This is a genomic window from Pseudomonas sp. 910_23, from assembly GCF_052850795.1.
On the sequence record NZ_VXCZ01000025.1, the window covers coordinates 42,444 to 57,678 of the forward strand.

General features: G+C 60.9%; 12 protein-coding genes and 2 pseudogenes. 7 read left to right on the plus strand and 7 right to left on the minus strand.

The genetic code is table 11. The features are described from left to right. Nucleotides 1–28 precede the first annotated feature (28 nt). The 4 genes from FW800_RS24755 to FW800_RS24770 all read right to left on the minus strand — a co-directional run bounded on the left by FW800_RS24755 (nt 29) and on the right by FW800_RS24770 (nt 4,479). A complete protein-coding gene (locus FW800_RS24755) occupies nt 29–2,434 on the minus strand; it encodes a TonB-dependent siderophore receptor (protein WP_446438652.1) in 2,406 nt (801 codons plus the stop codon). A 97-nt stretch (nt 2,435–2,531) separates the two neighbouring features. Continuing rightward, a complete protein-coding gene (locus FW800_RS24760) occupies nt 2,532–3,482 on the minus strand; it encodes a FecR family protein (RefSeq protein WP_446438653.1) in 951 nt (316 codons plus the stop codon). A 26-nt stretch (nt 3,483–3,508) separates the two neighbouring features. Next, complete coding sequence (locus FW800_RS24765) at nt 3,509–4,006, minus strand: sigma-70 family RNA polymerase sigma factor (RefSeq protein WP_446438654.1); 498 nt, start codon at nt 4,004–4,006, stop codon at nt 3,509–3,511. Between the two features lie 98 nt (nt 4,007–4,104). Beyond that, entirely contained in the window at nt 4,105–4,479 is a 375-nt protein-coding gene (locus FW800_RS24770) for a c-type cytochrome (RefSeq protein WP_164699550.1), read from the minus strand. A gap of 198 nt (nt 4,480–4,677) precedes the next feature. Here FW800_RS24770 and FW800_RS24775 point away from each other — a divergent pair, with 198 nt between their 5' ends. From FW800_RS24775 to FW800_RS24785, 3 genes are read left to right on the plus strand one after another with little or no spacing between them, the layout of a single operon-like run. After that, nucleotides 4,678–5,478, plus strand: coding sequence for a glucose 1-dehydrogenase (locus FW800_RS24775; RefSeq protein WP_446438655.1), 801 nt, complete (start codon nt 4,678–4,680; stop codon nt 5,476–5,478). After that, nucleotides 5,471–7,297, plus strand: coding sequence for a glycoside hydrolase family 15 protein (locus tag FW800_RS24780; RefSeq protein WP_446438656.1), 1,827 nt, complete (start codon nt 5,471–5,473; stop codon nt 7,295–7,297). The genes FW800_RS24775 and FW800_RS24780 overlap by 8 nt, the downstream gene beginning before the upstream one ends. After that, on the plus strand, nt 7,285–8,196 hold the full coding sequence (locus FW800_RS24785) for an alpha/beta fold hydrolase (protein ID WP_446438657.1): 912 nt from the start codon (nt 7,285–7,287) through the stop codon (nt 8,194–8,196). The genes FW800_RS24780 and FW800_RS24785 overlap by 13 nt, the downstream gene beginning before the upstream one ends. Here FW800_RS24785 and FW800_RS24790 read toward each other — a convergent pair. Beyond that, on the minus strand, nt 8,182–9,150 hold the full coding sequence (locus FW800_RS24790; RefSeq protein ID WP_078820829.1) for a GlxA family transcriptional regulator: 969 nt from the start codon (nt 9,148–9,150) through the stop codon (nt 8,182–8,184). The genes FW800_RS24785 and FW800_RS24790 overlap by 15 nt on opposite strands. A gap of 88 nt (nt 9,151–9,238) precedes the next feature. Here FW800_RS24790 and FW800_RS24795 point away from each other — a divergent pair, with 88 nt between their 5' ends. Continuing rightward, entirely contained in the window at nt 9,239–9,919 is a 681-nt protein-coding gene (locus FW800_RS24795; protein WP_446438658.1) for a DJ-1/PfpI family protein, read from the plus strand. A 20-nt stretch (nt 9,920–9,939) separates the two neighbouring features. Here the strand turns inward: FW800_RS24795 and FW800_RS24800 are convergent. Then, nucleotides 9,940–10,089, minus strand: a pseudogene (locus tag FW800_RS24800) (DUF6124 family protein); the annotation flags it as partial. A gap of 781 nt (nt 10,090–10,870) precedes the next feature. Then, nucleotides 10,871–11,041: pseudogene (locus FW800_RS24805) on the minus strand (LysE family translocator); the annotation flags it as partial. Between the two features lie 130 nt (nt 11,042–11,171). Here FW800_RS24805 and FW800_RS24810 point away from each other — a divergent pair. The 3 genes from FW800_RS24810 to FW800_RS24820 all read left to right on the plus strand — a co-directional run bounded on the left by FW800_RS24810 (nt 11,172) and on the right by FW800_RS24820 (nt 15,216). Continuing rightward, nucleotides 11,172–11,687: a sigma-70 family RNA polymerase sigma factor gene (locus FW800_RS24810; protein WP_032876877.1), complete on the plus strand. Its 516-nt coding sequence runs from the start codon at nt 11,172–11,174 to the stop codon at nt 11,685–11,687. Beyond that, nucleotides 11,674–12,624 carry a FecR domain-containing protein gene (locus FW800_RS24815; RefSeq protein ID WP_446438659.1) on the plus strand — a complete coding sequence of 317 codons (951 nt, stop codon included), beginning with the start codon at nt 11,674–11,676 and terminating at the stop codon, nt 12,622–12,624. Before FW800_RS24810 ends, FW800_RS24815 begins: the two co-directional genes overlap by 14 nt. A gap of 105 nt (nt 12,625–12,729) precedes the next feature. After that, nucleotides 12,730–15,216, plus strand: a complete 2,487-nt coding sequence (locus FW800_RS24820) for a TonB-dependent siderophore receptor (RefSeq protein ID WP_446438660.1) — start codon at nt 12,730–12,732, stop codon at nt 15,214–15,216. Nucleotides 15,217–15,235: the final 19 nt, after the last annotated feature.

The window sequence follows — 15,235 nt, forward strand, 5'->3', positions numbered from 1 at the left end:
GGCTGCGATTATTGCCATCAACCGAAGATCAGAATCCAACGCTTGCCTGTACGAAGAACGTGCGCGGCTCGCCCAGGTATATCCCGGCGTTATTGTCGCTGGAGCGTGTGTAATGTTGCTGGTCGAAGAGGTTTTTCACCCCCACGCCAAGTTTCAGGTTCGACAGTTGCGCACCGAAGTCATAACCGCTGCGCACGTTGACCGAAACATAACCCGGAATATCACCGTACTGGCCGTCAGCGGTGCCTTGGGTGATATAGGTGGTGCCGGTGCCTGGCGCACGCTGGCCAGACTGAGCATAGACGTCCAGGTTGTGCGTCCAGTGATTGACATCGTAACGCAGGCCCAGGGTCGCCACTTCACGGGAATACAGCGGCAGATCGCGGCCCTTGAACGGTACGTCGCCCTCGGAGGTGGCCTTGGTGTAGGTAAAGCCGGCGTTGGCGGTCAGACCGTCGAGGCGCGGGTCAAGATTGGACAGGTCGTAGTGGGCCGACGCTTCGATACCGGCGTGCTTGGTGGCGCCGAGGTTGGTCCAGCCTACGTCATTGCTGACGTATTGCAGTTCATCCGAGAAGTCGATGTAGAACAGCGTCACTTCGCCGCCCCAGATGCTGTCGTTGTAGCGCGTCCCGATCTCGTAGGTCTTGGCTTTTTCCGGGTTCAGACCGTTGGCGGTCTGGTTGCCGGTACCACCCTGCCCCAACTGGAAATACTGCAAGCTGCCGAAGGAGGTTTCGTAGTTGGCGAACAGTTTCCATGCGTCGCTGACGTGGTACATCACGCTCAGGGCCGGTAGCGGTTCATTGTTGTGAATCTCGCGGCGTTTTTCCTCGGTACGCTTGCCGTTCAAGGCCACTACCGGACGGTCATGCCATTCGGTGCGGATGTCTTCAAAGCGGATGCCCGGCGTGATGGTCCACTGGCCGATGTCGATTTTGTTGTCGATGTAGAAAGCGCTGGCTTCGGTGCCGCCGGTGCGGTCTTGATAAACGTGGCCGTCGCTCTGCCCACCTGGCGTGGGTACGTTGTTGACCAGGTTAAGGCTGGTGGCCTGCTCGTGCATGCCTTCCTTCAAGTAGCGGTAGCCAACGCTGACTTCCTGCGTGCTGGGGCCCACATCGAACACATGGGACACCCGTGGCTCGATGCCGAAGGTGTAGTAGGTGCGTGGGTAGGAACTGAGGGTTTTCAGATCGCGGTTGGCGATGTTGCTGCCTCGGAAGCTGTCGGAATAGTAGGTCAGCACTTCAGCCTGGGTACGGTCGTCAATCTGGCGGATGTACTTGAAGGACACGTCCTTGCGGCGGCCGCTGAAGTTGTCCCAGTCGCGCACCGACTGGTACGGGTTGGCGTCAAACTGCTCCTGGGTCAGGCCGCCGGGCATGTCGGCGCTGGCATCGTAATAGTGGAAGTTCAGCGAGAAGTCGTCTTGATCGGTCGGCGCCCAGTGGGTCTTGAAGATTACATCGTCAATGTCGTTGGAATTGTTGCTGTTGCGATAGCCGTTGCCATTGACCCCGGAGTACAGCAGCGCGGCGCCGATGCCGTTGTCGGCGGTGCCGCCGATAAACGCATTTTCGACGTGCTTCCAGCCACCGTGGGCGGACGTTTGCAGGGTAGTGCCGACTTCCCCGGAGAATTTTTCCGGGATGGCGCGGGTCACGAAATTGATCACGCCGCCTACGTTCTGTGGGCCATAGCGCACGGACCCGGCACCACGCACGACGTCGATGCTGTCCAGGTTACCGGCGGAAATGGGCGCCATTGACAGTTGCGGCTGGCCGTACGGGGCGAAGGCTGCCGGTACGCCGTCAATCAGCACAGTGGAGCGTGGCGACAGGCGTGAAGTCAAGCCGCGTACACCGACGTTGAGAGAAATATCGCTGCCCCCGGTGCCGTTGGATTCCTGGACCTGCACGCCAGGCACGCGGCGCAATACGTCGCCGACGTTCATCGCGCCCTGCTCCACCATGGCTTCGCGGCGCACCACCGTGCGTGCACCCGCATGGTTTTGCACCACGGCGGCATCGGCATCGCCGAGCCAGTCGCCCACCACCTTGATGTCGGTGACGCCCAGTTCCAGCGGCGAGCCAGCTTCGCCAGTGCCGGAGCTCAGCGTGCGCAAGGTTACGGAGCCTGCGTCGATCTGGTAATCCAGCCCACTGCCTTGCAGCAATTGGCGCAGGGCTTGTTCAGGCGAGAGGTTGCCATCCACTGCTGGGGCTTGCTTGCCGGCGACCATGTCGGGGCTGAAGAACACTTGCAGGGAGGTCTGCTGGCCCAGTTGGCTCAAGGCTGCACCCAGGGGCTGGGCGCGAATATGAACGCCTTCGCCAGCCTGTGCGGCAGGCAGCGCGATGCTGACTGCGATAGCCAGGGCGAGAGGCGCCCAGCGGGAGATTTTATTGTTGTGGAGGGCGAGTTTTTTCACGTCGAACCTAGTCCTGTGATCGCAAAAGTGTGCGGCTGTTAATGCAAACCAGTTGCAGTTGCAGGAGAAGACGAACAATGCGAAAAAAACCTGAATGTCAGCGTGAAATAATTTCCTGGCTGCCGTCCGGCAAGGTGCGCAAGGCAACCGGCAGAATATGTGGCAAGGCTTTGAGCAAGGCGTCGGTGTCACTGGCGTTGAACACGCTGGTCAGACGCAGGTTGCCCACCGCTGCCGTGGTGATGCGCAACGGTTGCTCGCGATAGCGCGACACTTCCCGCGCCACTTCGGCCAGGCTAGCGTTGTTGAACACCAGTTTGCCGGTGCGCCATGCGGTCAGCTCTTCAGGGTTTACGGCATAGGCCGCAGCCACTTCGCCCTGAGTATCGACATGAGTGCCCCGGCCGGCGGTGAGCGTCACGACTTGAGCCGACGCTCGTCCCTGCACCTTGACGGTGCCGGTCTCGACCACCACGCGGGTGCGGTCGTCATCGCGACGCACATCGAAGCGTGTGCCGGTGACCGTTACCTGCCCTGCCCCGGCGGCCACCACGAACGGGCGACTGGCGTCGTGCTCGACACTGAACATCGCCTCACCCTGCCTGAGCTCAATGCCCCGCCGACCTTTTTCGTAGTGAACCGCAACCACACTGCGGCTGTTGAGGTCCATCACAGAGCCGTCTGGCAAGGCCACCTGGCGCTGCTCGCCCACCCGGGTAGTGAACTCGGCGCTGTAGGGCTTGGACTGGCCCAGCCCGCTGAACAAACCCAGGCCCACGGCAATGGCAACCACACCGGCCGCTACCGCATAGCGCAACACCGCCCCACCCCTGGGGCGCTCGGCCGGCGCATCGCACAAAGCCTGCAAACGGGGTTGGGGCAGCAGATCCGTGGCGCTCCACAGCCCTTGCAGCACATCGAATTCATATTGGTGTTCGGGCTGCTCGGCACGCCAGGCCTCGAAACGTTGCCGTTCTTCGGCGTTCAACGGGCCGTCTTGCAGGCGCACAAACCATTGCGCCGCTTCGTCACGGACACGCTTATCCATCGTGGAAGATCCTGTTTCAAAGCGGCTCATGGCGCCATTGCATCCAGGCGGTCACGCAGATGCCGCAGGGTGCGGATCATATACTTCTCCACCATGTTTTTAGACAGCCCCAGGCGCACGGCGATTTCCTGCTGGGTGAGCCCCTCGATTTTCTGCCAGATAAAAATCTTGCGACAGTTGAGCGGCAACTCGACCAGGGCCCGCTCGATGGAGTCGGCCAACTGAATCGCGTGCATGTAATGCTCCGGATCACCGCTGTGGGGGGCGTGATCAACGGCCTGCAACGTCAACGCCTCGCGGCGTTCTGCGCGCCGGTAGGCGTCCACCGCGATATTGCGCGCGGTTTGATGCAGGTAGGCGCGCGGTTGTGCAACCTCGCTGGCGTCGGACTCAAGCACTCGCACAAAAGTGTCGTGGGTCAGGTCCTCGGCTTGCTGACGGTTCCTCAAACGGCGCGTCCAGGTGCCGATCAACTCTTCGTAGTGCTCGAAAAAGCCTGTTCTGCGGGGCGGCTGAGGAATCATCGCGAAGGCACTGAGGAGGCGGGGCGTGAATAGTAATGCTTCCTATTAAGTGGGGCAATTGCTGTCCATCGCCGGTACGCCCGCCGCACTCAAACCCCTCAACTTTTTGAAATCACGCTACTCATGTATTGATGCAGATCGCGGAAATCCTGAACGCTCCACGCGTGCGGCGCTATCTTCACACCGTTGTCCTTCAACGTCTTTGGAATCAGGTTGCCATTTGGGCGAAGTATTATCGACGAGACGATCACGCCCGGATAATCATGCAGCCGCTGTTTGAACGCGGCGGTTGTAAGGTCAGGCGTGGGGGGATTGCTTTTTTTAGCCAATGGCCCGGTGGCCTTTATATCGGGTCCATGGCACACGCCGCATCGCTGTAGATAGAGCGTTTTTCCATTGCTGTTTTCCGCAACCGCCAATGATGTCTGAGCCAGTGATAAAACGGCTGATAAGCCAATGAGTAAACTTTTCATCCTTCGGGCGGGTGTCGACATACACATTCCTTTGCTCCATTCCTTATCTTTTGTTTTCAGCATATTACGATAAACCTTTGCCTTGCGCCCCGGCGCTACACCTGCGGCCCGCGGTCTAGGCGTACAAGCCGTGCGGTGAACTTCCGCTCTCCGCCGCCAGTCAGCTGAAAGGACTCGGATAAACACAGTGGGTGGGCGATGCGGATTTCCTTGCAGCAACAAGTAGCTCTGGTCACCGGCGCCAGTTCCGGCATCGGTGCTGGCGCAGCCAAAGCCTTGGCCGACGCGGGCGCGGCGGTAGTGCTTAACTACAATTCCCAGGCGGCCCCCGCCGAGGCCCTTGCCGCACAGATCAATGCCAACGGCGGTCGGGCGCTTGCCATCGGTGGCGATGTGTCCAAGGAGGCCGATGTCGAGCGCCTGTTCGCACAGACCCTCGATGCCTTCGGCCACCTGGATATTCTGGTGGCCAACTCCGGCCTGCAAAAAGACGCCAACCTGGTCGACATGAGCCTCGAGGACTGGAACACCGTGATCGGTGTCAACCTCACCGGGCAGTTCCTCTGTGCCCGAGCGGCGGTGCGTATCTTCAATCGTCAGGGCGTTCGGGAGGGCGTGTCACGAGCGGCCGGCAAAATCATCCATATGAGTTCGGTGCATCAAGTCATTCCGTGGGCCGGGCATGTGAATTATGCAGCGTCCAAGGGCGGCGTGGAGATGCTGATGCGCACCCTCGCCCAGGAAGTCAGCGAGCAACGTATCCGCATCAACGGCGTTGCGCCGGGGGCGATTCGCACGGCGATCAACCGCGCAGCCACTGAAGGCGCCGCGGAGAAAGAGTTGCTCAAATTGATTCCTTACGGTCGCGTCGGCGATGTAGAAGATGTGGCCAATGCAGTGGTGTGGCTGGCCAGTGATGCTTCTGATTACGTGGTCGGCAGCACGCTGTTCATCGATGGTGGCATGAGCCTTTACCCGGAGTTTCGCGGCAATGGTTGATCTGAAAAAAGAACCCCAAAGCGCCATCGATGCCCACGGCATCATCGGCGACATGCGCAGTGCCGCACTGGTAAACGACCGTGGCAGCATCGATTTTTTCTGCTGGCCGGAATTCGACAGCCCGTCGATCTTCTGCGCACTGCTCGACACGCCCGACGCCGGCACCTTCCAGCTTACGCCGGACCTGCCTAACGCCCGCCGCGAGCAGATCTACCTGCCTGACACCAACGTGCTGCAAACACGCTGGCTGAGTGACGAGGCGGTGGTGGAAATCACCGATCTGCTGGCCGTCAGCGAAGACGTTGACGATTTGCCGCTGCTGATTCGCCGCGTACGGGTAGTCAGTGGCCAGGCAACTCTGCACCTGCGTTGCGCCGTGCGCCACGACTACGCCCGTGCCAAGACCCACACCACAGCCGATGACAGCGGCGTGCTGTTCAGCGCCGACGGTCAGCCCGGCCTGCGCCTGGTAGGCAGCCACCCGCTGACCCTCGAAGAAAATGCAGTCGTATCCCGCTTCACCCTGGCCCAGGACGAGGGCGCCGAATTTGTGCTCGGCGGCCAGGATGATCCGCGGGTGGTCAACAACTGCACGGACCTGTACCTGGAACGCACCCTCAAGTTCTGGCGCGGCTGGATCTCCCAGTCCAATTACCGTGGGCGCTGGCGCGAAATGGTCAACCGCTCAGCCTTGGCGTTGAAGCTTTTGACCTCGCGCAAGCACGGCGCAATCATCGCCGCCGCCACCTTCGGCCTGCCGGAAAGCCCCGGCGGCGAGCGCAACTGGGATTACCGCTATACCTGGATACGCGATGCGTCGTTTACCGTCTACGCGTTCATGCGCCTGGGGTTTGTCGAGGAAGCCAACGCCTATATGCGCTGGCTCAAAGGCAGAGTCAGCGACTGCTGCGGCCAGCCGACCAAAATCAATATTCTCTACGGCATCGACGGTCGCCAGGAGTTGCCGGAAACCACACTCGATCATTTGCGCGGCCACGGCGGCGCCCAGCCGGTGCGCGTGGGCAACGAAGCGTTCGACCAGATCCAGCTGGATATCTACGGCGAACTGATGGACGCGGTGTATCTGGTCAACAAGTACGGCGAAGCCATTTCCCACGAAGGCTGGAAACATACGGTGGAAGTGGTCGACCAAGTGTGTGAGATCTGGAACCGCAAAGACGTAGGTATCTGGGAAATGCGCGGCGAGCAACACCACTTTCTGCACTCGCGCCTGATGTGCTGGGTGGCTTTGGACCGAGCTATTCGCCTCGCCTCCAAACGCTCGCTGCCCGCCCCGTTCGCGCGCTGGGACCAGACACGCCAGGCAATCTACGCCGACATCTGGAGCAACTTCTGGAACGAAGAACGCGGGCATTTCGTCCAGCATATCGGCAGTACGGCGCTGGACGGCTCGATGCTGTTGATGCCGCTGGTGCGCTTCGTTGCGGCCACCGACCCGCGCTGGCTGGCGACGCTGGAAGCGATCCAGAAAAGCCTGGTGCGCGACGGCATGGTCTACCGCTACCACAATGACGACAGCCAGATCGATGGGCTGCAAGGCACCGAAGGCGCATTTGCCGCCTGCTCGTTCTGGTACGTCGAATGCCTGGCCCGCGCCGGGCAAGTGGAAAAGGCCCACCTGGAATTCGAACAGCTGCTGCGCTACGCCAACCCGCTGGGACTGTACGCCGAAGAATTCGACAGCCAGGCTCGGCACTTGGGCAACACACCTCAGGCGTTGAGCCACTTGGCATTGATCAGTGCGGCAACCTTCCTGGACCGCAAACTCAGTGGGGAGAAGACTGTATGGCAACCCTGACGACCCCTGCCCCGCTGTTGTACGTGCGCACGTCCATGCTAGACGTGGCTTATGAAACCCACGGCCCTATCGCAGGCGAGCCGGTGATCCTGCTGCATGGGTTCCCTTATGACCCTCGCGGTTATGACGAAATCGCGCCGGTGCTGGCCGAGCGTGGTTATCGGGTGTTGGTCCCCTATTTGCGCGGTTATGGCCCGACGCGGTTTATCAACGACCAGGTCATGCGCTCCGGCCAACAGGCGGCGTTGGCCAAGGACCTGCTGGATTTCATGGATGCGCTGTCCATTAAGCAGGCCACGCTCGCCGGGTATGACTGGGGTGGGCGCGCGGCGTGTATTGTCGCGGCGCTATGGCCCGAGCGGGTACGCGGCTTGGTGACGGGGGACGGTTACAACATCCAGGACATCGCCAAATCCCTTGAGCCTCGGGCACCGGAAACAGAGCATCGATTGTGGTACCAGTATTACTTCCACACCCAGCGTGGGGTCGACGGTTTGACCGCCAATCGACAAGAGCTGTGTGAGTTGTTATGGCGGCTTTGGTCGCCGACCTGGCGTGAAGGGCCAAGTCTGTATGGCAAGACTGCGCCGTCATTTGATAACCCGGACTTTGTCGCGGTGGTGATTCACTCTTACCGCCATCGTTTCATGTATGCGCCGGGTGATCCCGCGCTGGAATCCATTGAGCAGGCATTGGTGCAGCAACCGGCGATAACGGTGCCCAGCATTTCGTTATGCGGGGCCGACGACGGTGTGGGCCCGCCGCCGCTTGTGGATGACGATGTGGAGCACTTCAGCGTTTTTTATCGACGGCAGGTTTTGCCAGGCATTGGTCATAATGTTTTCCAGGAAGCGCCCCAGGTCACGCTTGAAGCATTGCTGGAACTACTGGAGCGCTGAAAAACGCTCCCGGTAAGCTTGAGGCGTCACTGACAAGGCCCTCACAAAGCTGCGGCGCAAAGTCTCTTCACAGCCAAAACCGCACTGCATGGCGATACGTTTGATGGAGGTCGTACTGTCTGCCAATTGCCGGCGCGCAGTTTCGACACGGATCAGTTCCACGGCCCGGGCCGGGGTCTGGCCGGTCTCGGCGCGGTAATGCCGTACAAAGCTACGCTCGCTCATGCCAGCCTGGGCCGCCAGGGTGGCGATGTTCAGATCCAGCGTCAGATGGTCGGCGATCCAAGCGTGCAGGTCGGCAAAGCGGCTGTCGCTCCTTTGCAGGGATAACGTCACGCTAAATTGCGACTGACCGCCAGGGCGCTTGAGGAACACCACCAAGTGGCGCGCCACTTCCAAGGCAATGGCGCGACCCAGGTCATCCTCTACCAGGGCCAGGCACAGGTCGATCCCGGCGGTCACACCAGCAGACGTCCACACGGCGCCCTGCTGGATGAAAATCGGATTGGCCTCCACCGTAAGTGCGGGAAACTTGCGCGCCAGTTCTTCACACCGCGTCCAGTGCGTGGCCACTCGGCAACCATCGAGCAAACCGCTGGCGGCCAGCAGAAAGGCCCCGGTGCACACCGAAGCCATGCGCCGGGTGTGCCGGGATTTATCGCGCACCCATTGCACCAGTGTCGGGTCTTCGGCGGCAGCGTACACGCCCCAGCCACCGGCGATCACTAGGGTGTCGCAAGGCGCGTCGATGGCGGGCAGCGGTTCAGCCAGCAGCGCCAGGCCGGCAGAAGTCCTCACCGGTTCAGGCTGAGCGGCGATCACGTTCACCGCGTAGGGCAACGGTAAACCACGTTGGCGCAACAGGTCATTAGCCGACGCAAACACTTGCATAGGCCCGGTGACATCGAGCACCTGGGCATTTTCAAAAGCGAGTACATGAATAATCTTGGGCATGATTGGCGTGATTAGTGGGCTCAATGGCGTACACGCCAAAGCCTAGGCTTCTACAGTGCGGTCGTCCATTTCTTTCGGAGCTTGCACCATGACCTTGCAGATCGGCTTTCTGTTGTTCCCCGGCATCCAGCAACTGGACCTGACCGGCCCCTATGATGTCCTCGGTTCGCTGCCAGACGTGAAGCTTCACCTTGTATGGAAAGACCTCGCGCCGATCACCTCCAGCACTGGCCTGGTGTTCACGCCGACCATTACTTACGCCGACTGCCCGAACCTGGATGTGCTCTGCGTACCCGGTGGCGCCGGTGTGGGCCCGTTGATGGAAGACCCGCAAACCCTGGATTTTCTCAAGGCCCAGGCACAGACAGTGCGCTACATGACCTCGGTGTGCACCGGCTCATTGGTATTGGGCGCGGCAGGGTTGCTGCGCGGTCGCAAGGCCACCACCCACTGGGCCTACCACCACCTGCTCGCCGCGCTCGGTGCTGTTCCCGTGCAGGAGCGCGTGGTGCGTGACGGCAACCTGTTTACCGGCGGCGGGATCACCGCCGGCATCGACTTTGCCCTGACCCTGGCCGCAGAGTTGTACAGCGATGCGGCGGCGCAACTGGTGCAATTGCAAATCGAATATGCGCCGGCCCCACCGTTTGACTCCGGCCGCCCGGAGACTGCGCCCCGATATGTACTGGAGGAAGCCAACAAGCGCACGGTGGAGTCACGCAGAGTGCGTGGGGAGATTGCTGCGCGGGCGGCTGCGCGGTTGGGGTGAATGTTCATCCGTGGCGAGCCATCAACCTCAAAGGCCAGGTGCGCCGCTATGGCATTGATGGATTCCAGATCCTGGGAAGCATTGACCAGCAGGGTTTCTGTGTCGCGGTTGGGACGGAGGGTGAAGAGAAGGTTTGAATCTGAAGGAGGATTGGAGATGTCTTTGATCATGATGTAGTTCCTGAGAGTAATGGACTACTGGAGTAATTCGGATTTCTCACGTCCGGTCGCTGAATTGGCAGCGACTGGGCAAGACTAGTGACGACTGTTTCTAGCAGCAACCTTAAAGGGTTGTGGGAAAAAACCGGCTTCAGCGCCTGGACGCAAGGTGAGTCCTAGGCTGCTGTACGAAACTTCTTTTGATTCTTTCGGGGGTAAACGGCCTGTCCGGTTGTAGCCGACAGTAACCACGATGCGAAGCGAGCCGCTCTTGATCTTGATCTGCTTGTGATCTTGATCTTAAGCGCCCCGTTAAACCACGCTGGCCGGAATTCGACAGGGATTTGGGGGGTAAACCGGCAGGGATGCCGGTTTAGCCGCCCCGCGCCATGGATGGCGCGTGGCGGCGGCCCCCCAAATCCATGGCGGATTACGGGCACACCGAGCCTAGGCGAGGTGCCGAGTGGTGGGGCAAGAGCGTTTTGCTTACTTTGCCGCTTTTGCAAAGTGAGCCGCCGTCAGGGCGGAACCCTAAGTGGCCGTTACCGCAGGAATGGATATGTACTCGGTATGACTGTGTCGGCTGTCAGGCCGCCTTCGCGAGCAAGCCCGCTCCCACATTTGGATCGCGGGGTGTCAGGTAGAGAAGCGTCGCCTGTCAGGCCGCCATCGCAGGCAAGCCAGCTCCCACAATTGGATTGTGAGGTGTCAGATAAATGAGCATCGACTGGCAGGCCGTTACGGGAGCAAGCTCCCTCGCCACACAGAAACCTGCTTGGCTTCCCGCGTGTCGTCAGGCAGGACGCGACATCACCGCCAAGCGCACGGCCAACGCCATCAGCACCGCCGCCAAACCCCACTTCTGCAGCCAGGCGCTTTTGGTGCGTTTGGCGAAGAAGCGGCTGAGCACCCCGCCAAACATGCCCAGCAGCACGTGAAACACACTCGCGACCAGCGTCAGCACGGCGCTCGCAGGCTCTACAAAAATTGTGCTGGATACATTACTGACGCAGCAAACCAGTGATTGCTGAATGCCACAACCAACGTCTAGAATGCGAAACATTATCAATTAAGCCTGCTGCGCCAGGATGACCATGTCGAGCGATCACCCACTGGACCATGCCGCCATCGGCCAGCTTTACCAAGCCCACCATTCCTGGCTGCGCGGCTGGTTGAGCCGACGCACCGGCTGCCGTGAACACGCCGCTGACCTGGCGCAGGAAACCTTTGTGCGCCTGCTCAACGCGCGCAAGCAACAAACCCTGCAGCAGCCGCGTGCTTACTTGAGCAGCATCGCGCGCAGTTTGATGATCGACCAATACCGACGCCGCGAACTGGAACGTGCCTACCTGGAAAGCCTGGCGCACTTTCCTCAAGTCGAGGTGCCGAGCGAAGAAACCCGCCTGCTGATCCTCGACAGCCTGGCGCGTATCGACCGTTTGCTCGACCAGCTCAAGCCACGGGTGCGCGAGGCGTTTCTGTTGGCCCAACTGGACGGCCTGACCTGCGCGCAAATCGCTTTGCGCCTGGGCGTGTCCAAGGCCACGGTGGAGCGTGACCTGTCCAAGGCCCTGCACGCCTGCTATCGGTTGCGTTATGCCGAATGCTGATCCGCGCCTGGTGGACCAGGCCATCCAGTGGATGATCAAGCTGCGCTTCAATACCGCTGACGACGCCAGCACGGCGGCCTTTGAGCAGTGGCTGCACACCAGCGCCGCGCATCAACTGGCGTGGCAGCGCGTGGCGACCATGAATGACGACTTCACCCAACTGCCGGCGCATGTCAGTCGCCATGCCCTCGATGGCGCGCGCCAACGTATCAGTCGGCGTGAAGGCTTGAAGCTGCTGGGGTTGTTGGCCGGCGCCGCCGGGTTGGCCTGGCTGGGTCGCGACTACACGCCCCTGCCCGCCCTGATGGCCGACTACCGCACGGCCACCGGCGAGCGGCGCTGGGTGGCGTTGAACGATGGCAGCAAGGTCCAGCTCAACAGCGCCAGTGCCATCGATATCACCCTGAATGCCAAGCGGCGTCTGGTGAACCTGCGTCAGGGTGAAGTGTTGGTCAATACCGGCGCTGACAACCGTCCGTTCTGGGTGCACACCCGCGATGGTTACCTGCGCACCCTCGGCACGCGCTTTGTGGTACGTGAAGAAGCCCAAGGCACGCTGCTGGCTGTGCAGCAGGGTGCGGTCGCGGTGTATGCCGACAGCCATGACGCCAGCGCACGCCAAATGATCAAGCCGGGCGAACAGGTGCTGTTCAACCGTAGCGGCATTCGCCCTTCTCCCACCAATGGCCTGGATCCCTGGGCCTGGAGCGACGGCGTCATCAGCGCCCACAATATGCGCCTTGACGACTTCCTGGCCGAACTGGGCCGCTACCGCAACGGCTTGCTCCGTTGCAGCGAAGCCGTCGCGGGGCTGCGGGTTTCGGGCACCTATCAACTGGAAGACACCGATCAGGTACTCAAGCTGGTGGCGCAATCGTTGTCGATCAATGTGACCTACCGCAGCCCCTATTGGGTGACCGTCTCCGCTCGGGTTTGAGCGGCCGAAAATAAATGAGGTGAATTCTCATTGCCATTCGACCTGTAAGGAAAGGCCGATCAACAGGCCGGTGTTGTCCACTTCCTTCAGGAGCATCCCGCGGTCATGCAAGCGTTCCCCTCCAAGCGTTCCCCCCTCAGACACGCCCTCAATGCCACTCTTCTTGGCGCGTGCGTGGCAGCCAGCGCTTTGCCGTATACCGCAACAGCCCAGGAACCCGGCAGCGAGCGCCAGGCCCGCGCCTGGAATATTGCGCCCGGGTCTCTGGCCGGCGCCCTTGATCAGTTTGCGCGGCAGGCCGGTATCAGCCTGTCGTATGACGCGGGCAGCGTGGCCGGCAAAAGCAGCCCGGGGCTGAGCGGCACCCTGGCCCCACAACAGGCCCTGAGCCAGTTGCTCCAGGGCCAGGGTTTGCAGGCGCAAAGCCAGGGCCAGAACGCCTGGTTACTGCTACCTCAGCAGCAAGCCGGCTCGGCGCTGAGCCTGGGCGCCACCACCATTACTGGTGATCGTCTAGGCGCCACCACCGAAGGCAGCGGTTCCTACACCACCGGTGCGGTGACCATCGGCAAGGGTGAACACAGCCTGCGACGCACGCCGCAATCGGTGAGCGTGATGACCCGCAAGCTGATGGATGACCAGAACATCACCACCATCGACCAATTGCTGGAGCGCACGCCGGGGATCACCAGCTACGAGTCGCCCATGGGCGGCAAGTATTTTTACTCCCGGGGCTTCAAGATGCTCGGTCAGTACCAGTTCGATGGTGTGCCGCTGGACATCGGCAAGGACTACATACAGGCCGACAGTTTCAGCGCGAATATGGCGATTTATGACCGGGTAGAGGTGCTAAAAGGCGCCGCCGGTATGCTCAAGGGCGCCGGCACCGCCAGCGGTGCAGTGAACTTCGTGCGCAAGCGGCCCCAAGCCACCCCGACCACCAGCCTCGGGCTGTCGGCGGGCACTTGGGATAACTACCACGCCGAACTCGACACCGGCGGCCCGTTGAACGACAGCGGCACGGTGCGCGGCCGTGCGTCGGTCAGCCAGCAGAATCGTGGCTCCTACATGGACCTTGCCAAGCGCCAGGACCAGGCGTTTTACGCGGCGCTGGACATGGATGTCAGCCCTGACACCACCCTAGGCTTCGGCGCCAGCTATGAGGATGTCGACGCCACACCGTGCTGGAGCGGCCTGCCGCGCTACCGCGACGGCAAAAGCCTCGGCCTGAGCCGCTCCACCTGCCTGGGCCAGGCCTGGAACGATTGGCAAAGCCAGCGCACCACGCTGTTCGCCGATCTGACCCATCACTTCAACGACGACTGGAAGCTCAAAGTCAGCGCCGTGCATAGCCGCAACCTGCAAGACATCAAATACGCCGCCAGCGAAAGCACCGTGGACTATGGCAACCCGGCCCCTACGCTCACCAGCTACGCCGCGCTGCTGGATTACGATCACAAGGACTACGGCCTGGATGCCTACATTGATGGTCAATTTGAAGCGTTTGGCCTGCAACATGAGTTGATCCTCGGCGCCAATGGCAGTCGTGGCACCCAGGACGATGTCTACGCGATCCGCAACCTGCCCCAGCGCCAAAGCGTTTTCAACCCCAACCACCACTTCCCGGAACCTGCCGACGATACCTTCTGGCCCAACATGTACCGTGGCGGCACGGTCAAGGAAACCGCCACCCAATACGGCGCCTACGCCACCTTGCGCCTGCGCCTGGCCGAACCATTGATGCTGGTTCTCGGCAGTCGCGTCAGTTGGTATGAAAACCGCCGTGAGTCCTTGAACCTGGCTTGGGGCGAGTGGGCCGACCAGGATGCACGCACCAAGGAAACCGGCGTGGTCACGCCGTTTGCCGCGCTGATCTACGACCTCAATGACAACCTTTCGGTGTACGCCAGCTACGCCGATATCTTCCAGCCACAAAGCTCCTACGCCACGGTCAGCGGTTCGGCGCTCAAGCCGAAAATGGGTGAGAACTACGAGCTGGGTATCAAGGGCGAATGGTTTGACGGGCGCCTCAACAGCTCCCTGGCGCTGTTTCGCGCCATCGAAAAAAACGCCGCCCAAACCGATTTCGAGACCCGCTGCGGCAGCTCCTCCGACGGCTACTGCTACACCGACACGGGCAAAGTTCGCGCCCAAGGGGTCGAGGCCGAGCTGAGCGGCGAATTGCTTGAACGCCTGCAAGTGTTTGGCGGCTACACCTACACGCAAACCAAGAACCTGAAGAACATTGACAGCGCAGCCGAAGGCGCGGTGTCCAACACCTACGTACCAAGGCATATGCTGCGTTTGTGGGGCGACTACCAGTTGGACGGTGCACTGTCAAAATGGACAGTCGGCGCAGGGGTCAACGCCCAAAGCAGCAACTACCGGTTGCAAACCATCAAACTGGAACAGGCCGGGTATGCGTTGTGGAATGCGCGCATTGCGTATCAGGTGGACGACACCTGGACTGTGGCGCTCAACGGCAACAACCTGTTCGATAAAAACTACTACCAGACCGTGGGTACCTCAGGCTGGGGTAATCTTTATGGAGAGCCGCGCAACCTCACGCTGAGCCTCAAAGGCAACTTCTAAACATCAGCAGTCCTTGCAC